The 20375-nt window shown below is 72.9% G+C and carries 20 protein-coding genes; 9 read left to right on the top strand and 11 right to left on the bottom strand.

Annotation, left to right across the window (positions count from 1 at the left end):
* The first annotated feature begins 61 nt into the window (after nucleotides 1-61).
* The gene (locus AB0N31_RS17040) at nucleotides 62-2848 is read left to right on the top strand and encodes a penicillin acylase family protein (protein ID WP_366059167.1); all 2787 of its coding nucleotides are present in this window, start codon (nucleotides 62-64) and stop codon (nucleotides 2846-2848) included.
* 45 nt (nucleotides 2849-2893) lie between these two features.
* Here the strand turns inward: AB0N31_RS17040 and AB0N31_RS17035 are convergent, their stop codons facing one another.
* Nucleotides 2894-4129, bottom strand: coding sequence for a DUF1343 domain-containing protein (locus tag AB0N31_RS17035; RefSeq protein ID WP_366059166.1), 1236 nt, complete (start codon nucleotides 4127-4129; stop codon nucleotides 2894-2896).
* Between the two features lie 179 nt (nucleotides 4130-4308).
* On the opposite strand from AB0N31_RS17035, the gene AB0N31_RS17030 reads away from it, so the two are divergent.
* The 3 genes from AB0N31_RS17030 to AB0N31_RS17020 are packed head-to-tail and all read left to right on the top strand — an operon-like array spanning nucleotide 4309 to nucleotide 7356.
* Nucleotides 4309-5073, top strand: coding sequence for an SDR family oxidoreductase (locus AB0N31_RS17030; RefSeq protein ID WP_366059165.1), 765 nt, complete (start codon nucleotides 4309-4311; stop codon nucleotides 5071-5073).
* A complete protein-coding gene (locus AB0N31_RS17025; RefSeq protein WP_366059164.1) occupies nucleotides 5070-6737 on the top strand; it encodes an AMP-binding protein in 1668 nt (555 codons plus the stop codon). Before AB0N31_RS17030 ends, AB0N31_RS17025 begins: the two co-directional genes overlap by 4 nt.
* A gap of 25 nt (nucleotides 6738-6762) precedes the next feature.
* Nucleotides 6763-7356, top strand: coding sequence for a TetR/AcrR family transcriptional regulator (locus AB0N31_RS17020; RefSeq protein WP_366059163.1), 594 nt, complete (start codon nucleotides 6763-6765; stop codon nucleotides 7354-7356).
* Nucleotides 7357-7429: 73 nt separating this feature from the next.
* On the opposite strand, the gene AB0N31_RS17015 is transcribed toward AB0N31_RS17020, so the two are convergent.
* Both AB0N31_RS17015 and AB0N31_RS17010 read right to left on the bottom strand, forming a co-directional pair.
* On the bottom strand, nucleotides 7430-8644 hold the full coding sequence (locus tag AB0N31_RS17015; protein WP_366059162.1) for an acyl-CoA dehydrogenase family protein: 1215 nt from the start codon (nucleotides 8642-8644) through the stop codon (nucleotides 7430-7432).
* Nucleotides 8645-8648: 4 nt separating this feature from the next.
* Complete coding sequence (locus tag AB0N31_RS17010) at nucleotides 8649-9671, bottom strand: phosphotransferase family protein (RefSeq protein ID WP_366059161.1); 1023 nt, start codon at nucleotides 9669-9671, stop codon at nucleotides 8649-8651.
* A 307-nt stretch (nucleotides 9672-9978) separates the two neighbouring features.
* Between AB0N31_RS17010 and AB0N31_RS17005 the strand changes: the two genes are divergently transcribed.
* The gene (locus AB0N31_RS17005; protein WP_366059160.1) at nucleotides 9979-10926 is read left to right on the top strand and encodes an NADP-dependent oxidoreductase; all 948 of its coding nucleotides are present in this window, start codon (nucleotides 9979-9981) and stop codon (nucleotides 10924-10926) included.
* A gap of 111 nt (nucleotides 10927-11037) precedes the next feature.
* Here the strand turns inward: AB0N31_RS17005 and AB0N31_RS17000 are convergent, their stop codons facing one another.
* The 4 genes from AB0N31_RS17000 to AB0N31_RS16985 form a co-directional block, all read right to left on the bottom strand.
* The gene (locus AB0N31_RS17000) at nucleotides 11038-11349 is read right to left on the bottom strand and encodes a DUF202 domain-containing protein (RefSeq protein WP_366059159.1); all 312 of its coding nucleotides are present in this window, start codon (nucleotides 11347-11349) and stop codon (nucleotides 11038-11040) included.
* Nucleotides 11346-11738, bottom strand: a complete 393-nt coding sequence (locus AB0N31_RS16995) for a DUF202 domain-containing protein (RefSeq protein ID WP_366059158.1) — start codon at nucleotides 11736-11738, stop codon at nucleotides 11346-11348. Before AB0N31_RS16995 ends, AB0N31_RS17000 begins: the two co-directional genes overlap by 4 nt.
* An 85-nt stretch (nucleotides 11739-11823) precedes the next feature.
* Complete coding sequence (locus AB0N31_RS16990; RefSeq protein WP_366059157.1) at nucleotides 11824-12339, bottom strand: NUDIX domain-containing protein; 516 nt, start codon at nucleotides 12337-12339, stop codon at nucleotides 11824-11826.
* A gap of 76 nt (nucleotides 12340-12415) precedes the next feature.
* A complete protein-coding gene (locus AB0N31_RS16985; protein WP_366059156.1) occupies nucleotides 12416-13309 on the bottom strand; it encodes a DMT family transporter in 894 nt (297 codons plus the stop codon).
* Between the two features lie 437 nt (nucleotides 13310-13746).
* Here AB0N31_RS16985 and AB0N31_RS16980 point away from each other — a divergent pair, with 437 nt between their 5' ends.
* The 3 genes from AB0N31_RS16980 (at nucleotide 13747) to AB0N31_RS16970 (ending at nucleotide 16207) form a co-directional block, all read left to right on the top strand.
* Nucleotides 13747-14748, top strand: a complete 1002-nt coding sequence (locus AB0N31_RS16980) for a hypothetical protein (RefSeq protein ID WP_366059155.1) — start codon at nucleotides 13747-13749, stop codon at nucleotides 14746-14748.
* Nucleotides 14749-14874: 126 nt separating this feature from the next.
* Nucleotides 14875-15600 carry a molybdopterin-dependent oxidoreductase gene (locus tag AB0N31_RS16975; protein ID WP_366059153.1) on the top strand — a complete coding sequence of 242 codons (726 nt, stop codon included), beginning with the start codon at nucleotides 14875-14877 and terminating at the stop codon, nucleotides 15598-15600.
* On the top strand, nucleotides 15584-16207 hold the full coding sequence (locus AB0N31_RS16970) for a cytochrome b/b6 domain-containing protein (protein ID WP_366059152.1): 624 nt from the start codon (nucleotides 15584-15586) through the stop codon (nucleotides 16205-16207). The genes AB0N31_RS16975 and AB0N31_RS16970 overlap by 17 nt, the downstream gene beginning before the upstream one ends.
* Nucleotides 16208-16301: 94 nt before the next feature.
* On the opposite strand, the gene AB0N31_RS16965 is transcribed toward AB0N31_RS16970, so the two are convergent.
* Entirely contained in the window at nucleotides 16302-17699 is a 1398-nt protein-coding gene (locus tag AB0N31_RS16965) for a gluconate:H+ symporter (RefSeq protein ID WP_366059151.1), read from the bottom strand.
* An 85-nt stretch (nucleotides 17700-17784) separates the two neighbouring features.
* Nucleotides 17785-18276, bottom strand: coding sequence for a gluconokinase (locus AB0N31_RS16960; RefSeq protein WP_366059150.1), 492 nt, complete (start codon nucleotides 18274-18276; stop codon nucleotides 17785-17787).
* A 158-nt stretch (nucleotides 18277-18434) separates the two neighbouring features.
* Here AB0N31_RS16960 and AB0N31_RS16955 point away from each other — a divergent pair, with 158 nt between their 5' ends.
* A complete protein-coding gene (locus AB0N31_RS16955; protein ID WP_366059149.1) occupies nucleotides 18435-19136 on the top strand; it encodes a FadR/GntR family transcriptional regulator in 702 nt (233 codons plus the stop codon).
* 26 nt (nucleotides 19137-19162) lie between these two features.
* Here AB0N31_RS16955 and AB0N31_RS16950 read toward each other — a convergent pair whose 3' ends face one another.
* Nucleotides 19163-19540 (bottom strand): YchJ family metal-binding protein, encoded by a 378-nt coding sequence (locus AB0N31_RS16950; RefSeq protein ID WP_366059148.1) that lies wholly within the window; start codon nucleotides 19538-19540, stop codon nucleotides 19163-19165.
* A 173-nt stretch (nucleotides 19541-19713) separates the two neighbouring features.
* Nucleotides 19714-20375, bottom strand: a 662-nt coding sequence (locus AB0N31_RS16945) for a transposase (RefSeq protein WP_366059147.1), incomplete at its 5' end; no start/stop codon positions are given.

Raw genomic sequence — 20375 nt, 5'->3', positions numbered from 1 at the left:
TCTTCAACTCCGGGGATACCGGCGGTAACTTCTCCGCCACCCCCGTCGCTAGGAGTTGCCGATGTCACGGCGAACTTCCCGCACCGCACCCGACAGACTGAGAACTCCCGGCAGAATCCCCGGGTTCCTGAAGACCGCATCCGTATGCGCCCTGATCGCCGGACTTTTGTCGCCTCTTTCCCGGACGGCGGAAGCGGCCGAGGTCGCGGCGGCGAACGACCACTGCGGCAACCAGTGTTCCGACATCCTGCCGCCCGGCCAGAACGGCAACGCCACGCTGGCCCAGATCCTGCTCAACCAGGCCTTCGGCACCCAGCCCGCGCACGCCGAGGACCAGCTCGGCCCCTACGCCAACCTGGCCAAGGGCCACGCGACGCTCACCAACTCCACGATCAACACGTTCTTCAACGACGCGTCCTTCGGGGTCCCCGCCGATCAAGTCGCCTCCACCGTCAAGCCCGCGGGCCGCGGCGACGTGACGATCGTCCGCGACAAGAAGACGGGCGTACCGCACATCACCGGTACCACCAGATACGGCACCGAGTTCGGCGCCGGCTACGCGGCCGCCGAGGACCGGCTGTGGCTCATGGACGTCTTCCGGCACGTCGGCCGGGGCCAGCTCACCTCCTTCGCGGGCGGCGATCCCTCCAACCAGGGCCTGGAACAGCAGTTCTGGCGGCATGCCCCCTATTCCGAAGCGGACCTCCAGGCCCAGATCGACAACGCGGTCGCCACCAACGGCGCCCGCGGCCGGCAGGCCCTGGAGGACGCCGACGCCTACCTCGCCGGCATCAACGCCTACATCGACGCCTCCGACAGCGGCCGTTACTTCCCCGGTGAATACGTCCTGACGGGCCACAAGGACTCAATCACCAACGCCGGCACCATCGACCACTTCAAGATCACCGATCTGGTGGCGCTCGCCTCGGTCATCGGCTCCCTCTTCGGGTCCGGGGGCGGCGGCGAGGTGAACAACGCGATATCGCTGCTCGCCGCCCAGGAGAAGTACGGCGTCGAACAGGGCACCGCGGTCTGGGAGTCCTTCCGCGAGCGCAACGACCCCGAGGCCGTCATGACCCTCCACGACGGCAAGAGCTTCCCCTACGCCGTCCGGCCCGAGGACCCGCAGGGCGAGGCCCTGCCCGACCCCGGCTCGGTGGTCGAGGAACCGCTGGTCCACGACCGGACGGGCAGCGCGGCCGGCGCCGCCGCCGCGGAAGCCTCCGGCACGGCGGCCGCGGCCGCCACCACCTCCGCCCGGCGCGGCATGTCCAACGCCCTCGTGGTCAGCGGCGATCACACGGCGAGCGGCCACCCGGTCGCCGTCTTCGGCCCGCAGACCGGCTACTTCGCCCCGCAACTCCTGCTGCTCCAGGAGATCCAGGGCCCGGGCATCAGCGCCCGCGGCGCCTCCTTCGCGGGCCTCAGCATGTACGTCGAGCTGGGCCGCGGCCAGGACTACGCGTGGAGCGCCACCACCTCCGGCCAGGACATCATCGACACCTACGCCGTCGAGCTGTGCCAGGACGACCACCACTACCTGTACCGCGGCACCTGCACGGCGATGGAGAAGATCGAGCAGAAGAACGCCTGGAAGCCGACCACCGCCGACGGCACCGCGGCCGGTTCGTACACGATGCGCGTCTGGCGCACCGCGTACGGGCCCGTCGAGTACCGCGCGACCGTCGGCGGCAAGAAGGTCGCCTACACCACCCTGCGCTCGTCGTTCCTGCACGAGGCCGACTCCATCATCGGCTTCCAGATGCTGAACGACCCGTCCTACGTCACCGGACCGCAGTCCTTCCAGAGCGCGGTGCAGCACATCAACTTCACCTTCAACTGGTTCTACGCCGACTCCGAGCACACCGCCTACTACAACAGCGGCGACAACCCGGTCCGGGCGAGCGGCGTCGACGCCGAGTTCCCGGTCTGGGCGCGGCCGGCGTACGAGTGGCGCGACTGGGAGCCGACGACCAACACCGCGGCGTACACCCCCGCCTCGGCGCACCCCAACTCCGTCGACCAGGACTACTACATCTCCTGGAACAACAAGCAGGCCGAGGACTACGCGACCGCGCCCTGGGGCAACGGCTCGGTGCACCGCGGCAACCTGCTGGAGGACCGGGTGAAGAAGCTGGTCCGGGCCGGTGGCGTCACGCGGGCCTCGCTGACGAAGGCGATGGCGGACGCGGCACTCGCCGATCTGCGCGCCCAGGACGTACTGCCCGACCTGCTGAAGGTGATCGACAGTTCCCCGGTCACCGACACCACGGCCTCGGCCGCGGTCGCCAAGCTCCGTACCTGGCTGGCGGCGGGCGGCCGGCGCACGGAGACCGCGGCCGGCTCGAAGACGTACGCCGACGCGGATGCCGTCCGCATCCTCGACGCCTGGTGGCCGCTGCTGGTGAAGGCGGAGTTCGAACCCGGTCTCGGCACCGCGCTCTACACCGCCATGACGAACAACCTGCCCGTCGACGAGACCCCTTCGGCCGCACACGGCCCGACCGGCGCGCACGCCGGCAGCGCCTTCCAGTACGGCTGGTGGAGCTATGTCGACAAGGACATCCGGGCGGTGCTCGGTGAGCCGGTGCGGGGCGCGCTGAGCCGCACGTACTGCGGCGGCGGCGACCTCGGCGCCTGCCGCGACGTCCTTCTGTCCACCCTGAAGCAGGCGGCCGGCCGCACCGCGGCCCAGGTCTACCCCGGCGACACGCTGTGCGCGGCGGGCAACCAGTGGTGCGCCGACTCGATCGTCCAGCGCACCCTCGGCGGCATCAAGCACGGCAACATCAGCTGGCAGAACCGGCCCACCTACCAGCAGGTCGTGGAGTTCACCTCCCACCGGTGACCACCTGTGCCGGTCCGGGGCGCACGGCGTCGCCGTGCGCCCCGCTCACCGGTACAGCAGGTACTCCCGGCGCACCCGCCGGAAGGCGGCCAGCTCCTCCTGCCAGCCCGCCACCACCTCGTCGACCCCGGCACCCGCGTCGATCGCCGTACGCACCCACGCCGAGCCGGTGAGCTTGTCGATCCAGCCGTCGGCACGCCAGGCGAAGCCGCTCCAGACCCTCCTCGCGGTCACGAGGAGGGCGATGCCGGTGCGGACCGGGTCGAAGGCGTCCCGGTCGTGCACGTGGACCTGCACCCCGCCGACCGTCCTGCCCTGGAACTTGGAGAAGGCGGGCGCGAAGTAGGCCTCCCGGAAGTGCGCGCCGGGCAGCCCGAGTCCGTTCACGGCCGCCGCCCAGCTCCCGTCCACGCCCTCGGCGCCGAGGAGTTCGAACGGCCGGGTCGTGCCCCGGCCCTCCGACAGGTTCGTCCCCTCGAACAGGCACGTCCCCGCGTACACCAGGGCCGTCTCCGGCGTCGGCATGTTCGGGCTGGCCGGCACCCACGGCAGCCCGCAGTCGTCGTACCAGTCCGACCGCCGCCATCCGGTCATCGGGACGGTGTCCAGCTCCACCGGGGACGCCAGGAACTCCCCGTTGAACAGCCGGGCCAGCTCCGCGACCGTCATCCCGTGCGCCTGGGCGATCGGCTCGCGTCCCACGAAGCCGGCGAACTCCGGGTGCAGCACGGGCCCCAGGGCCGCCCGCCCGGTCACCGGGTTGGGCCGGTCCAGCACGAGGAACCGTTTCCCGGCCAGCCGCGCCGCCTCCATGCAGTCGTACAGCGTCCAGATATAGGTGTAGAAGCGGGCGCCGACGTCCTGGACGTCGAAGACGACCGTGTCGACGCCGGAGGCGGTGAACACGTCCGCGAGCGGCTGCCCGCTCTTGAGGTAGGTGTCGTGGACGGGCAGACCGGTCGCCGGGTCGTCGTGACGGCCCTCGGAGCCGCCCGCCTGCGCGGTGCCCCGGAAGCCGTGCTCGGGGCCGAAGACGGCGACCAGGTCCACCCGGTCGTCCGCGTGCATGACGTCGACGACGTGGCGTACGTCGCGGGTGACCCCGGTCGGGTTGGTGACGATGCCGACCCGCCGGCCGTCGAGCCGGTCGTAGCCGGCGGCCCGGAGGCGCTCGAAGCCGGTCTGCGTGCGGCGGGCCGCCCGGGCGGGGGACGCCGTCGCCGGAAGGGCGGCGGCCGTCGTCGTCGCCGCCGCGAGCAGGGTTCGTCTGGACGGATGCATGCGGGCTCCCGCGGGCAGGGTCGGGCGCGAGGGGCGGGGCGGCCGGCGCCCCGCGGCGGAGCCGGTCGGTGAAACGGCTCCACGCCCCTCAACCATGCTGCGCCGACCCTTTCCCGAAACATACCGACCGGTTAGTCTGACGGCCGGAAGTCAGGCCGGAGCCGGGTCGAAGGAGATCGATGGTGGAAGCCGTTCGAGGTGCTGGAGTCGTCGTCACCGGGGCGGGAGGCGGTATCGGGGCCGCGCTCGCCCGCCGTTTCGCCGCCGAGGGAGCGCGGGTCGTCGTCAACGACCTCGACGCGGACCGGGCGAAGGCCGTCGCCGAGGAGATCGGCGGGACCGCCGTGCCGGGCGACGCCTCCGCGATCATCACGGACGCCCGCGAGGCACTCGGCGGCACCGTCGACGTCTACTGCGCCAACGCCGGGGTCGGCTCGGGCGGCTCCGAAGCGGCCGACGAGTCGGTGTGGGCGCTGGCCTGGGACGTCAACGTGATGGCCCATGTCCGCGCGGCGCACGCCCTGATCCCCGACTGGCTGGAGCGCGGCTCGGGCCGGTTCGTCTCCACCGTCTCCGCCGCCGGACTGCTCACCATGATCGGCGCCGCGCCCTACAGCGTGACCAAGCACGGCGCGTACGCCTTCGCCGAGTGGCTGTCGCTGACCTACCGCCACCGCGGCATCAAGGTCCACGCCATCTGCCCCCAGGGCGTGCGCACCGACATGCTCGACGCCACCGGCAGCGCGGGCGACCTCGTGCTCAAGCCCACCGCGATCGAGCCGCGGGACGTGGCGGACGCCCTCTTCGCGGGGATGGCCGAGGACCGCTTCCTGATCCTGCCGCACCCCGAGGTCGCCGGGTACTACCGGGCGCGGGCCGGTGACCCCGACCGCTGGCTGACCACCATGAACCACATCCAGCAGAAGTGGGAGGCCGCCGGGTGACCGCCTCCCGCTACGCCGCCAAGCCCTGGCTGGATCTCCTCGACGCGGCCCAGCGCGGCCCAGTCGACCCGGCCGACTCCCTGGTGCACGCCCTGCGCCGGTCCGCCGCCGAGGCCCCGGACCGCGCCTTCCTCGCCTACTTCGACGGCCGCCTCACCTACCGCGAGGCGGACGAGCTGAGCGACTCCGTCGCCGGGCACCTGGCGGCCCGTGGCCTGCAGCGGGGCGACCGGGTCGCCGTCCTGCTCCAGAACTCCCCGCACTTCGTGCTCGCCGTGCTGGGCGCGTGGAAGGCGGGCGCGACCGTCGTCCCCGTCAACCCCATGTACAAGTCGGGCGAGGTCGCCCACGTCCTGCGGGACGGCGAGGTGGCCGCGCTGATCTGCGCCGACCGCGCCTGGGAGTCGTACCTGCGCGGGACCGCTGCCGACTCGCCGGTGCGGATCGTGCTGACGGCGTGCGAGCTGGACTTCCAGACCCGCGGCGACACGCGCGTGCTCGGCTTCGAACGGCTGCCGCAGGCCCGGGACGCCGACGACCTCACCGCCGTCGCCCGCGCCGGGCACCCGGCGCCCGCCGACCGCGACCCGGCCGCCGCCGACACCGCCCTGATCAGCTACACCTCGGGCACCAGCGGCACACCGAAGGGCGCCACCAACACGCACGCCAACATCATGTACAACGCCGAACGGCAGCGCACCGGCCTGCACCTGCCCGAGGCGCCCGTCTACTACGCGCTCGCGCCGCTGTTCCACATCACCGGCATGGTCTGCCAGCTCGGCGCCTGCCTCGACAGCGCCGGCACGCTCGTCCTGACGTACCGGTTCGAGGCGGGCGTCGTCCTGGAGGCGTTCGCCGAGCACCGCCCGCACTACACGGTCGGCCCGTCCACCGCCTTCATGGCGCTGGCCGCCCACCCGGCCGTCACGCGCGAGCACTTCTCCTCCTTCGTGAACATCTCCTCCGGCGGCGCCCCGCTGCCGCCGGCCCTGGTGGAGAAGTTCCGGGCGGGCTTCGGGCCGTACATCCGCAACGGCTACGGTCTCACCGAGTGCACCGCCCCCTGCGCCTCCGTCCCGCCCCACCGGGAGGCGCCCGTCGACCCGGCCTCCGGGACCCTCGCGGTCGGCGTGCCGGGCCCCGACACGGTCGTCCGGATCGTCGACGACCGGGGCGAGGAGGTGCCCTTCGGCGAGCAGGGCGAGATCGTCGTACGCGGTCCCCAGGTGGTCCCCGGCTACTGGCGCCGCCCCGACGCCACCGCCGAGACCTTCCCCGGCGGCGAGCTGCGCACCGGCGACATCGGCTTCATGGACGAACAGGGCTGGCTGTACGTCGTCGACCGCAAGAAGGACATGATCAACGCGTCCGGCTTCAAGGTCTGGCCGCGCGAGGTCGAGGACGTGCTGTACACCCATCCGGCGGTGCGCGAGGCGGCCGTCGTCGGGGTGCCCGACGGGTACCGCGGGGAGACCGTGAAGGCGTACATCAGCCTGCGCCCCGGCGCCGGCACGGACCCCGGCGAACTCGCCGCGTACTGCAAGGAGAGACTGGCCGCCTACAAGTATCCGCGGCAGGTGGAGATCCTGCCCGACCTGCCGAAGACGGCGAGTGGGAAGATCCTCCGGCGGGAACTGCGTTCCCGCACGCAGAGCAGTCGGTAAGGCGAACGGAAGGCAGGTGGCGGCAGTGCCCAGGACGACGGACGGTGCAGAGGCTCCTGTTCCGCAGCGGCTCCTCGCCGCCGCCACCCGGCTCTTCGCGGAGCGGGGCTACGACCGCACCTCGGTCCAGGAGATCGTCGAGGCGGCGGGCGTCACCAAGGGAGCGCTGTACCACTACTTCGGCTCCAAGGACGACCTCCTGCACGAGGTGTACGCGCGCGTGCTGCGCGTCCAGCAGGAGCGCCTGGACGCCTTCGCGAACGCCGACGAGCCGATCGAGAAGCGGCTCAGAGGCGCCGCGGCCGACGTGGTCGTCACGACGATCGAGAACCTCGACGACGCGTCGATCTTCTTCCGCTCGATGCACCACCTCAGCCCCGAGAAGAACAAGCAGGTCCGTGCCGAGCGCCGCCGCTACCACGAGCGGTTCCGCGCCCTCATCGAGGAGGGCCAGCAGAGCGGTGTCTTCTCGCGGGCTACCCCGGCCGACCTGATCGTGGACTACCACTTCGGGTCCGTGCACCACCTGTCGACCTGGTACCGGCCGGACGGTCCCCTGAGCCCCCAGGAGGTCGCCGACCACCTGGCCGACCTGCTGCTGCGGGCGCTGCGCCCGTAGCGCGGGCGAGGGCCGGCCGCGGCGCGCACGGGTGAGGGGCGGCTGCTCAGGCGGCCGCCCCTCACCCGTCGCCTCACAGGTACTTCTTCAGCTCCCGCCGTGCCAGCGAACGCTGGTGCACCTCGTCCGGGCCGTCGGCGATCATCAGGGTCCGCGCCCCGGCGTACAGCTCGGCCAGCGGGAAGTCCTGGCTGACGCCGCCCGCGCCGTGCAGCTGGATCGCCCGGTCGATGATGTCCACGACCGCCCGCGGCGTCGCGATCTTGATCGACTGGATCTCCGTGTGCGCCCCCCGGTTGCCCACCGTGTCCATCAGCCAGGCCGTCTTGAGGACCAGCAGCCGCAACTGCTCGACCGTCACGCGCGCGTCGGCGATCCAGTTGTGCACCACACCCTGCTGCCCCAGCGCCTTGCCGAACGCCTCGCGCGAGACGGCCCGGCGGCACATCAGCTCGATCGCCCGCTCGGCCATGCCGATCAGCCGCATGCAGTGGTGGATCCGACCCGGACCGAGCCGGGCCTGGGCGATGGCGAAACCGCCGCCTTCCTCGCCGATCAGGTGGGTGACCGGCACGCGCGCGTGGTCGAAGACCACCTCGGCGTGGCCGCCGTGGTAGTGGTCCTCGTAGCCGAAGACCTTCATCGCCCGCTCGACGGTCACCCCCGGGGTGTCGCGGGGCACCAGCACCATGGACTGCTGACGGCGGATGTCGGGACCGTCGGGGTCCGTCTTGCCCATCACGATGAAGATCGCGCAGTCCGGGTTCATCGCCCCGGAGATGTACCACTTGCGGCCGGTGAGGACGTATTCGTCGCCGTCCCGCTCGATGAGCGTGGTGATGTTCGTGGCGTCGGAGGAGGCCACCTCCGGCTCGGTCATCGCGAACGCCGAGCGGATCTCACCCGCCAGCAGCGGCTCCAGCCACTGCTTGCGCTGCCGCTCGTCGCCGAACTGCGAGAGCACCTCCATGTTGCCGGTGTCCGGCGCGGCGCAGTTCAGCGCGGTCGGCGCCAGCTGCGGGGAGCGGCCGGTGATCTCGGCCAGCGGCGCGTACTGGAGGTTCGTGAGGCCGGCGCCGTACTCGGCGTCGGGCAGGAAGAGGTTCCACAGCCCCTGGCGGCGGGCCTCGGCCTTCAGCTCCTCCACCACGGCCGGGGTGTCCCACGGCGAGGCGAGCCGGGCCCGCTGCTCCTCGGCGACCGCCTCGGCCGGGTACACGTACTCGTCCATGAAGGCGAGCAGTTTGGCGCGCAGTTCCTCGGTGCGCGCGTCGAACGCGAAGTCCATGGCGTCAGCCTTCCTGGAGAGTGGTCAGTCCGTGGCGGATGAAGACGGGGACCAGCTCGCCGATGCGGTCGAAGCCGCGGCCCACCGTCTGGCCCAGCATGTAGCGGTAGTGGATGCCCTCCAGGATCACGGCGAGCTTGAACCAGGCGAACGCCGTGTACCAGGAGACGGCCGACACGTCGCGCCCCGAGCGCGCGGCGTACCGCTCGATCAGCTCGGCCGGGGCCGGGTGACCGGGGGCCGAGGCGGTGGTGGAGACGGGGGACCGCGGGACCTCCAGCGGCACGCTGTACATCACCAGCAGGCCCAGGTCGGTCAGCGGGTCGCCGAGCGTCGACATCTCCCAGTCGAGGATCGCCCGGATCGTGTCGTCCTCGCCGATCAGGACGTTGTCGAGCCGGTAGTCGCCGTGCACGACCGCGGGGGCGGGGGAGGAGGGCAGCGACCGGCCGAGCGCGGCGTGCAGCTCGTCGATGCCGGCCAGGTCGCGGCTGCGGGAGGCGTCCAGCTGCTTGCCCCAGCGGCGCAGCTGCCGGTCGAGGAAGCCCTCGGGGCGGCCGAAGTCGGCGAGGCCCACCTCGGCCGGGTCCACCGCGTGCAGTTCCACCAGGGTGTCCACGAGCGACAGCACCGCGCCGCGGGTGCGCTCCGGGCCGAGCGGGAGGAGCTGGTCGGCCGTGCGGTACGGGGTGCCCTCGACGAACTCCATGACGTAGAAGGGCGCTCCCAGCACCTCCTCGTCCTCGCACAGCAGCACCGGACGCGGCACCGGCACGCTGGTCGGGTGCAGGGCCGCGATCACCCGGTGCTCGCGCCGCATGTCGTGCGCGGTGGCCAGGACGTGGCCGAGCGGGGGCCGCCGGACGACCCACCGGGAACCGCCGTCGGTGACCGCGTAGGTCAGGTTCGACCGTCCGCCCTCGATCAGCCGGCCGGTGAGGGGTCCGTCGACCAGACCGGGGCGCTCGCGGTCGAGCAGGGCGCGCAGCCGGCCGAGGTCGAGTCCGGGCGGGTGGTCGGGGGTCATACATCGCTCCTACGGACAGGTGGACGGGAACCCGCCCCATGATGCCGACCGGTCGGTATGTACGTCCAGAGGGGGTACCCAAAGTGATCGGGGCCACGATAGGACGACGGCTCCCCGCCCAGGAGCCGGGGAGCCGTCGCGGAACGCTCGAAGCGGGTCTTCCGGACGGGCGCGGGGCCGCCCCGGTGGTCGTCCCGGTGGCCCTCGTGCGCGGCGTACCGGGTCCGCCGGACCGGCCGCCGCGCGAACGGCGCAGGTCCGGGCATCCGGCTTGCGCGGCGTGCGAGTACCCCGGAGGGTCGGTGACATGAAGGGCATCAGCTACAGCCGGTACGGCGGTCCCGAGGTTCTCGAGTACGGCGAGCTCCGCGACCCCAAGGTCGGCCCCGACGCCGTGCTGGTCAAGGTACGGGCGGCCGCCGTCAACCCCGTCGACTGGAAGTGCCGGGCGGGCCACCTCGACGGGGTCCTCGACGCCGTCTTCCCCGTGATCCCCGGATGGGACGTCTCCGGCGTCGTCGTCCGCCCGGGCGCGGCGGTCACCGAGTTCTCGGTCGGCGACGAGGTGATCGGCTACGTCCGCGAGGACTTCCTCTCCCGCGGCACCTTCGCCGAGTACGTCGCCGCCCCGGTGCGCACCCTCGCCCGCAAGCCGCGCAACCTCACCTGGGAGGAGGCCGCCGGCCTGCCGCTGACCGGCCTCACCGCCTACCAGGTCCTGTACAAGGCCCTCCGGGTCAGGCGCGGCGAGACCGTCCTGATCCACGCGGCCGCCGGCGGCGTCGGCTCCATCGCCGTACAGCTCGCCCGCCATCTGGGCGCCCGCGCGATCGGCACGGCGAGCGAGGCGAACCACGACTTCGTACGGTCCCTGGGCGGCGAGCCCGTGACCTACGGCGAAGGCCTGGCGGAACGGGTGCGGGGGCTCGCCCCGGAGGGCGTGGACGCGGCCTTCGACACGGTCGGCGGGGAGACCCTGAAGACCTCCGCGAACCTGCTGGCCCCCGAGGGCCGCCTGGTGTCGATCGCCGACGGCGACGTCGTCGACTACGGCGGCCGCTACTCCTTCGTGCGTCCCGACGCCGAGGACCTCACCCGCCTGGCGGAACTGGCCGAACAAGGCGTGGTGTCGGTCCACGTGTCGGAGACGTTCCCCCTGGAACGGGCGGCGGACGCCTACCGCCGCAACGAGGAGGGCCGCACCCGCGGAAAGATCGTGGTGACGGTGGACTGGCCGGACGAGACGGAGGACTGAGCCCCCGGGCGCGCACCTCTGCTGCGCGACCACGTCCGGCGCCGCCCCTCACACCACCGACGCCGCCGCACCCGCTGCCGGGGCCGCCGCGCGCACCGACGGCGCCGCCCCTCACACCACCAATGCCGCCGCGCACACCGCCAGCGCCACCGTGCACAGGACCGCCGCGGTGGCGCGACGGGGCTGCAGGGCCGGGGGCGTCGTCGTCGACGCGAGCACGCGGATCCGGTGGTGCGCCAGGAAGAGGAGAGCCAGCCAGAGCAGGCAGCACGCCACGCACGCGGTGACCGCGGACGCCGACGCGCCGTCCTGCAGTGCCGCCTTCGCCCCGAGCACGGCGGCCACGGTGCCCGACAGCGTCGTGCGCCGCCAGGCGAGCCGGGTCCGCTCCGGCTGGAGCCCCGGATCGCGGTCGCCGCTCACCCCTCCCACCCGAGCAGCACGGCGGCGACCATCGCGACGGCCACCACGGCGACGACGACGCCCAGCAGCGCGGGGAAGCGTGACACCGGCAGGTCCTCCCCCCGCCGCATGGCCCGCTCGCAGAGCACCCAGTGGTTCACCGCCCGCAGGGCGCACAGCACGCCCGCCGCCAGCAGCGCGAGTGCCAGCCCCACCCGCCAGCCCCAGCGCAGGTCCGGCAGGAACTGGTCCACCGCGAACCCACCGCCGATCAGCGCCAGCGCGGTCCGCAGCCAGGCCAGGAAGGTGCGCTCGTTGGCCAGCGAGAACCGGTAGTCGGGCGTCACCCCTTCCCGCCGGACCCCTTCGGGCGCGAACCACAGCCGGACGTTCCGCACGAACTCGCTCACGTGTCGGACACTACCCGGCGCCCGTCCGCGTGCCCCGCTCGGTCCGCCGCCCGCACCCGGCGCCCGTCCGCGTGCCCGCCGCGCCTCAGTCCGCAGCCCGCAGCGCCCTGAGCCGTTCGTACGCCGCGAGGCCGTCCGGCACCCACTCCCAGTCGCGCAGGCGGTTCTCGACCTCCTCCTCGGTGAGGAAGGCGTGCCAGGCGACCTCCTCCACCTGGGGGCTCACCGGCAGCTCGCAGCGCACCTCGTACACGGCCGACCACCAGCTCCCGCGGGCGCCGCCGTCGTAGAGGAACTTGAGGAGGAACTCCGGACGCGGCAGGCCGCGCACGCCGAGTTCCTCCTCGGCCTCGCGCAGGGCCGCGTCGTCGTAGCTCTCGCCCGCGCCGACCACCCCGCCGACGAACATGTCGTGGAGCGAGGGGAAGACCAGCTTGGTGGAGGTGCGGCGGTGGACGAAGAGGCGGCCCTCGGCATCCCTGGCCCGGACGAAGACGCAGCGGTGGCGCAGGCCCTGGGCGTACACCTGCCCGCGCGGCAGGCGGCCCACCACCCGGTCGTGTTCGTCGACGACGTCGAGGATCTCGTCAGCAGCGCTCATGCGCCCATCAAAGCAGGGCCGGAAGGCCCGGCGGCCGGGGAGGCGGAGCTGCCGGGGAGGCGGAGCTGCCGGGGGGTCAGAGCGGCTGGAGGTCGGGCACCCGTTCGCGCCGGGCCCCGCCCTGCGGCATCGCCGGATGCATCCCGAGCAGCATGATGCCGCCGACGACCGCCGCGAGCCCCGCCGCCTCCCAGGCCAGCGCGCCCGTGTCGGTGCGCAGCCGGTCCCCGAGGAAGCCCACCCCGCAGATGATCCCGGCCAGCGGCTGGGCGGCGGTCAGCGCGGGCAGCGACATCCGCAGCGGCGCCGTCTCGAACGCGCTCTGCACCAGCACCAGACCGGTCACCCCGAGCGCCAGCACGGCGTACGGCTGCCAGCCGGTGAGCAGTTCGACGAGACCGCCCTCGGAGAAGCGTTCCCCGCTGGTCCGGGTCAGGGCGTCCTGGACGCCGTAGAGCAGCCCGGCCGCGAGGGCCAGCAGCACCGGGGCCGCGGACAGCCGGGAACGTCTGGCGTAGGCGGTGAGCAGCAGGGCCAGTCCGACCATCACGCCGATGATCAGCCACTGCCGCAGCGGATCGGAGAGCGCCGTGCCGCCGCGCGGTTCGCCCGCCACGATGAACGCGCTCACCCCGCCCGCGAGCAGCAGCAGGCCCGCCCAGCCCTGCCGGCCCAGCGGCTGTCTGGTCTGGCGGCGGGAGAGGGCCAGGGCGAACAGCAGGTTCGTCGCGAGGAGCGGCTCGACCAGGGACAGCTCGCCCTGGCTCAGGGCGACGGCGCCGAGCGCCATGCCGGCCACCATCAGCCCGATGCCGCCGAGCCAGCGCGGCACGCGCATCAGGTCGATCAGCAGCCGGGGCGAGAGGAAGTCGCCGAGGGGCGCCTTCTGGGCCGCGTTCTGCTGGAGGACGAATCCGAGACCCAGGCAGCAGGCGGCGCTCACGGCGAGAACCAGAACCAGAACCGACACGCTGCGTACCTCGATCATCGGGTCGGGCCACGGGGTGGGTAGTGGCCGACGGTAGCCTCCTGGCGCGCTCGGCGCCCCGGAGTGCCCGGGAAATGTGTACCTCGGCGAGTGCCCGCTCACGGGGCCCACGCGGTCGCGGCACCGGGGGCGGCGCGGAGCGACCGTACCGCCATGCTGCGGGACCGGAGCGCGCCGCGCCATGGCGTACGCCACATTCGCCGCCGCGGCCCCGCCGCGACCAGCCGCGGGACCGGTCAAGTGCCTTTCCGTCGGTAGGAGTTGACGCTTGTCATGTGACCCCGGCGCTTGACGCTGGGCGTCGGCTGGGGGTTTGCTGTGGGTGATCGGTCGATTGCGGGCCGATGACGGGCCCGCCGCCCCGGACGTGCGCGGCCGCCTGCCCGGCCCGTCACCGAGGAGGATGAGGAAGTCCCGCGGTGCCCCGACCCCCGTTGTTCCCGGCCCGGCGCCAGGAGCGTCCCGCCGCGACCGCCGACGCGGCGCTCGACGACGCCGCGTCCGATCCCGCCGCGTTCGCTCGCGCGGCGCTCGACGACACCGAGCTGTCCTCCGCCCGCGCCGCGCTGGCCCAGGGCCGTCGGCAGGCGGCCCGTTCGCTGCTCGCCCGCACCGGCGACGACTGGGACCGGCGCGGACACCGGATCACCGTCCTCGCCCTCGAACCGTACGCCGCCGCCTGGGCCCAGGCGTGGCTGGTCGCCGAGCCCGACTCCGCCGACGCCGCGGTCCTGCTCGCCCTGGCCCAGGTCAGGCGCGCCCTGCGCGGCAGGGAGACCCCGGCCACCGCCCGCACGGCCTGCCGGGCCGCCGCCGCGGCGGCACCCGCCGACCCCACCCCCTGGCTCGGCCTGCTGATGCTGGAGCGCGAGGGCACCGCCGACGCCGTCCGGATCTTCGAGGAGATCAGGGCCCGCCACCGCGACCACCACCACGCCCACCACCGGATGGTCGCCCTGCTCGCCGAGCGCCGCGCCGACGCCGGCCCGGACCCGCTGCACGAGGTGTACGAGTTCGCCGTCTGGGCGGCCGAGCAGGCGCCCGCCGACTCCCCGCTGGCCATCCTCCCGATCGTCGCGCACGCCGAGCGCTACCGTGCCCTGGCCCTCCGCGGCCACGCCCCCGCCGACCCGACGACCGCCCTGCACTGGCGCGACGACCGGGCCGCCGACGTGATGAAGGCGGCCTTCGACTGGTGGCTGGAGTGGGAGCACGACGATCACCCCCGCCGCCTGGTCGACCTGAACTTCCTCGCCCACGCCAAGTTCTGCGAGGGCCTGCCCGCCGAGGCCGCCGCCCTCTTCCGCCGCATCGGCGACCACGTCACCCCGGCCCCCTGGTCCTACCCCGACCGCGATCCGTACGCCGCCTTCCGCGCGGCCCGGACGGCGGCGCTGGGTCAGGAGCGGCCGGGGAGGTGACCTGGGGCGAGGAGAGGGGAGGCCGCCCGCGGTGCCGGCCGGCGGAAGCCGGGAAGGAATGACGGAATTCTGACGGCCGCCCCGCCTCCCTGGCCCCGCCCGGGCCCCGGGTGCTCGAATGGAGGCGTGACCTCCGAAACGCCCGAGGAACGCGGCACCCCCGTCGGCCGCCGCGTCTTCCTCGGCACGCTCGGCCTGGGCGCCCTCGGCGTCGTCGCCGCCCCCGTCCTCCAGCGCGGCCTGGAGGACTTCCTGGGCCGCGCCGCCGACAAGGACCCCACCGGCCTCACCGGCCTGCTCCCCAACGGGGGCGGCTTCCGCTACTACTCGGTGGCCTCCTCCGTACCGCACAAGGACGCCGGGACCTACCGCCTGACCGTCGACGGCCTGGTCGACCGCCCCGCCGCCCACACCCTGGCCGACCTGAGGGCACTGCCGCAGACCCGCATGGTCAAGGACGTCCAGTGCGTCACCGGCTGGCGGGTGCCCGGGACGCCCTTCGAAGGCGTACGGCTGTCCGTCCTGCTCGACGCGGCCGGAGTGCGCGCACGCGCCGGCGCCGTCCGCTTCACCTGCTTCGACGGCACCTACACCGAGAGCCTCACCCTCGCCCAGGCCCGCCGTCCCGACGTCCTGGTCGCCCTGCGGATGCAGGACGAGGACCTCGGCCACGAGCACGGCGGCCCGGTCCGCCTGTACGTGGCACCCATGTACTTCTACAAGTCCGCCAAGTGGCTCTCGGGGATCACCGTCACCGAGAAGGTGGAGACCGGCTACTGGGAGAGGCGCGGCTACGACGTCGACGCCTGGGTGGGCCGTTCGAACGGGCGGGACGATGAGCCCACGAGCTGACGCGCCGCCCGCCCCCACCCGCATCCGCCGCTTCAGCCCGGCCGAACGCCTCGTGCACCGCGCGACCGCCCTGCTCATGGGCGTGTGCGTGCTGACGGCGGCCTTCCTCTACGTCCCCCAGCTCGCGCAGCTCGTCGGCCGCCGCGAACTGGTCGTGCGCGTCCACGAGTGGTCCGGCCTGCTCCTGCCCGTCCCCGTCCTGGCCGGACTCGTCTCCCGCGCGTTCCGCGCCGACCTCGGCCGCCTCAACCGCTTCGGCCCGCACGACCGCCGCTGGCTGCGCGCGGCCCTGCGCCGCGACCGGCGACGGGAGTCCAGGCCGGCGGGCAAGTTCAACGCGGGCCAGAAGGTCTACGCCGCGTGGATCGCCGGGGCCACGGTGGTGATGCTCGGCACCGGGCTGCTCATGTGGTTCACCCGCCTGACACCGATCATGTGGCGGACCAGCGCGACCTTCGTGCACGACTGGCTGGCCCTGGCCGTCGGCATCGTCCTGGCCGGCCACATCGGCATGGCCCTCGGCGACCCGGAGGCCCGCCGCGGCATGCGCACCGGGTCGGTGAGCCCGGACTGGGCGGAGCGGGAGCACCCGCTGTGGCACCGCTGACCGCCGGCGAACCACGGCCGCTGATGCCGAACAGCGGGTGAACCGGGCCCGTGGGCCGGTACGACCCCTGTGGCCCTGTACGACCTCCGTGGGCCTACAGGACCAGGGAGAGCAGCAGGACCAGGCCGCCGGCGACCACCGAGATGATGGTCTCCATGACCGACCAGGTCTTGATGTTCTGGCCGACGCTCAGGCCGAAGTACTCCTTCACCAGCCAGAAGCCGGCGTCGTTGACATGGCTGAAGAACAGGGAGCCGGCGCCGATCGCCAGGACCAGCAGGGCGGTGTGGGTGGTCGACATGTCGGCGGCGAGCGGGGCGACCAGGCCGGCCGCCGAGATCGTCGCCACGGTCGCCGAGCCGGTCGCCAGCCGGATCGCCACCGCGATCAGCCAGGCCAGCAGCAGGGCCGGGATCGACCAGTCCTCGGATATCTCCAGGATCATCCGGCCCACCCCGGAGTCGATCAGCGTCTGCTTGAAGCCGCCGCCCGCGCCGACGATCAGCAGGATGCCGGCGATGGGGGCGAGGGACTTCTCGACCGTGGAGGAGAGGCGGTCCTTGGTGAAGCCGGCCGCCCGGCCGAGGGTGAACATGCCGACGACGACGGCGGTGAGCAGGGCGATCAGCGGGGAGCCGACCACGTCGAACACGCGCTGCACGGTGTCCTCGGGGTCGTCCACGACGATGTCGACGAGCGCCTTGGCCAGCATCATCACCACGGGCAGCAGGATCGTCACCAGGGTGATCCCGAAGCCCGGACGCCTCTCCAGGTCCTCCGAGGGCCGCTGCGGGATCATCCGGTCCGGGGCCGGGACGTCCACCCAGCGGGCGGCGAACCGGGAGAACACCGGACCGGCGATGATAACGGTCGGGACGGCGACCAGCACGCCCAGCGCGAGCGTCACGCCCAGGTTGGCGTCCACGGCGTCGATCGCGACCAGCGGACCGGGGTGCGGCGGGACCAGGCCGTGCATCACGGACAGACCGGCCAGCGCCGGGATGCCGATGCGCATCAGCGAGTAGTTGCCGCGCTTGGCGACCATCAGCACGACGGGGATCAGCAGGACGACGCCGACCTCGAAGAACAGGGGCAGACCGATCACCGAGGCGATCAGCACCATCGCCCACGGCATCGACCGGCCGCCCGCCCTGGCGAGGATCGTGTCGACGATCTGGTCGGCGCCGCCGGAGTCGGCGAGCAGCCTGCCGAGGATCGCGCCGAGCGCGATGAGCACGCCCACACCGGCGACCGTGGCGCCGAGGCCGGTGGTGAAACTGGCGATCGCCTTGTCGAGCGGCGCCCCGGCGAACGCGCCGAGCGCGAGCGAGCCGATGGTCAGCGCCAGGAAGGCGTGCAGTTTGAACTGGGTGATGAGCAGGACGATGACGGCGATACCCGCCAGCACGGCGATGCCCAGCTGGGCATGGCCGGCCGAGGTGATCGGCTCGACACTGTCCGCCGCCAGCATCTCGACGCTGAGTCTGGTCACGGGGGTCCCTTACGCATTACGGGGGGATGGGGGAGAGGGGGGTACTACGGGTGTTGCTGCGGCGCCGCCCGGCAGGGCGGGGCGGCTACCGCCGGGGGCCGGGAAGCCCGTCGAGAGCCCGCGCGGCGCGTTCGGTGATCTCCTCGGGCGTCCCGGTCACATCGACCGCGACCCCCGTCTCGTCCGCTGCGAGCGGCTGGAGCGTGGCGAACTGGGAGTCCAGCAGCGCGGTCGGCATGAAGTGACCCTGCCGGTGCGCCATCCGGTCCGCGATCAGCACCCGGTCACCCGCGAGGTGCACGAACACGATCCCGGGGGCGGCGGCCCTGAGCCGGTCGCGGTACGACCGCTTCAGCGCCGAGCAGCTGACGACCCCGCCCAGCCCGGCCCGCCCGTGCGCCCAGTCACCGATGGCGTCGAGCCACGGCCACCTGTCGTCGTCGTCGAGCGGGGTGCCGGCCGACATCTTGGCGATGTTGGCCTGCGGGTGGAAGTCGTCGCCCTCGGCGTAGGGAACGCCCAGCCGGGCGGCGAGCAGGGGACCGATGGTGGTCTTGCCCGTGCCGGCGACGCCCATCACCACGACGACGTGGGGGGGTAAGCATCTCTGCCTCGCTGTCTTCCTCGACACCTGATGTCGACGACACTGAAACTCATTAGGTACGACGAATTCAAGAGCCTGTGATAAATAAGTCTGACTTTTTGAGTCCGTGACGCGGCACGTACGCTGAGTGCATGACCACTCCGGGCCGGGGTCTGCACGGCCATGTACTCGACACCCTCGGTCCCGCCATCACCGCGGGTGAGTACCCTCCGGGCAGCGTCCTGCGCACCGACGAGCTGGCCCAGCGTTTCGACGTCTCACGCTCCGTGATGCGCGAGGCGGTCCGCGTCCTGGAATCGATGCACCTGGTCGAGTCCCGCCGCCGGGTGGGCGTGACCGTACGCCCCAAGGCCGAGTGGAACGTCTACGACCCGCAGGTCATCCGCTGGCGGCTGGCCGGCGCCGACCGCCCCCACCAGCTGCGCTCGCTCACCGTCCTGCGGTCGGCGATCGAACCGGTCGCGGCGGGCCTGGCGGCGCGCAACGCCACGGCGGAGCAGTGCGCCGAACTGACCGAGTGCGCGCTCGGCATGGTGGCCACCTCACGCGGCCACCAGCTGAAGGGCTACCTCTTCCACGACGTGGCCTTCCACCGCGTGATCCTCACGGCCTCCGGCAACGAGATGTTCGCCCGCCTCGGGGACGTCGTCGCGGAGGTCCTCTCGGGCCGCACCCACCACGAGATCATGTTCGAGGACCCCGACCCGGCCGCCGTCACCCTGCACGTACGGGTCGCGGAGGCGGTCCGCGAGCGCGACGCGGACCGCGCGGAGAAGCTGACGCGCGAGATCACGGTCGGCGCGCTCCAGGAACTCGACATCCTGGCGCCGTAGCGCCCCGGCGCTCCGGGTGGCGGGCCCTACCGCTCCGGGAACTCCCCGTCCACGTACACCCAGGCCCCCGCCACCCGCTCGAAGCGGCTCCGCTCCCGCAGCGCGCCGCCCCGGTAGGAGGCCCGGAACTCCACGACCCCCGTGGCGTGGAACGCGGTCCCGTCGACCGTGTCGAGGATCTCCAGCCCCGTCCACCGCATCCCCGGATCGAGGTCCAGCCGCCCCGGCCGGGTCCGCGGATGCCAGGTCCGCAGCAGGTACCCCGCGTCGCCCCGCACGAAGGCGCTGTACCGCGACCGCATCAACGCCTCGGCGGTCGGCGCGGCGACGGCCCCGGCGTGATACCGGCCGCAGCACTCCGCATAGGTCCCGGGCAGCCCGCAGGGGCAGTCACGCGTGCTCATGGCCGCCATTGTGCTAGGTCCTGTCGCCGCCTTCCCGCCCGCCCCGCGACGACAGGGCCTAGTAGGGCTTGGTCAGGTCGATATGGGTGTGGGTATGTCGCGGTGGCAGGTGGGGCAGGCGCCGGTCCAGAGGGCGAGGAGTGTCTGCAGCTCGCGGACGACTTGGTAGAGGCTCAGGCCGGCGCCGCGTCTTTTGGGGCCCGGGCCAGTCGTTGCAGGGTGCAAAAGGCGTGTGCGGCGGAGACGAGGGTGACGTGGTGGTGCCAGCCGTTCCAGGTGCGGCCCTCGAAGTGGGCAAGTCCCAGGGCCTGTTTCATCTCGCGGTAGTCGTGCTCGATGCGCCAGCGGAGTTTGGCGAGGCGGACCAGTGTGGTCAGGGGCATGCCGGAGGGCAGGTCGGACAGCCAGTACTGCACCGGTTCGCTCGCGTCGGCGGGCCATTCGGCCAGCAGCCAGCACACGGGCAGTTCCGGGCCGTCGGCGTGCTGGCGGATCTCGCGTCCGGCGGGCCGGATCCGCAGGGCCACGAAGCGGGAGTACATCCGTTTGCGGCCCGAGCGGCCGGTGCCGGGCCGGGAGCCCTCCCGCCACTGCACCGGCCGGGCAGCCTTCCGCCCGGCCGCGATGACCAGCTCCTTCACCGATCGCGGCTGGTCGGGATACTTCGCCACCGGCGGGCGTCCCATCCCGGAGTACGGCTCGGCCACCGGCACCGCGTCGGCGCTCTGGGCGGAGAGCGTGGTGGAGATTCCCACCACGTAATTCAGGCCGCGCTCCTGCAGTCCGTGCCGGAACGCGGCGGCGTCGCCGTATCCGGCGTCCGCGACGGCCAGCG

Origin of the sequence: Streptomyces sp. NPDC051051, from assembly GCF_040682975.1 — a bacterium.
GTDB lineage: Bacteria > Actinomycetota > Actinomycetes > Streptomycetales > Streptomycetaceae > Streptomyces.
This window is presented reverse-complemented; position numbering and strand designations above follow the sequence as displayed.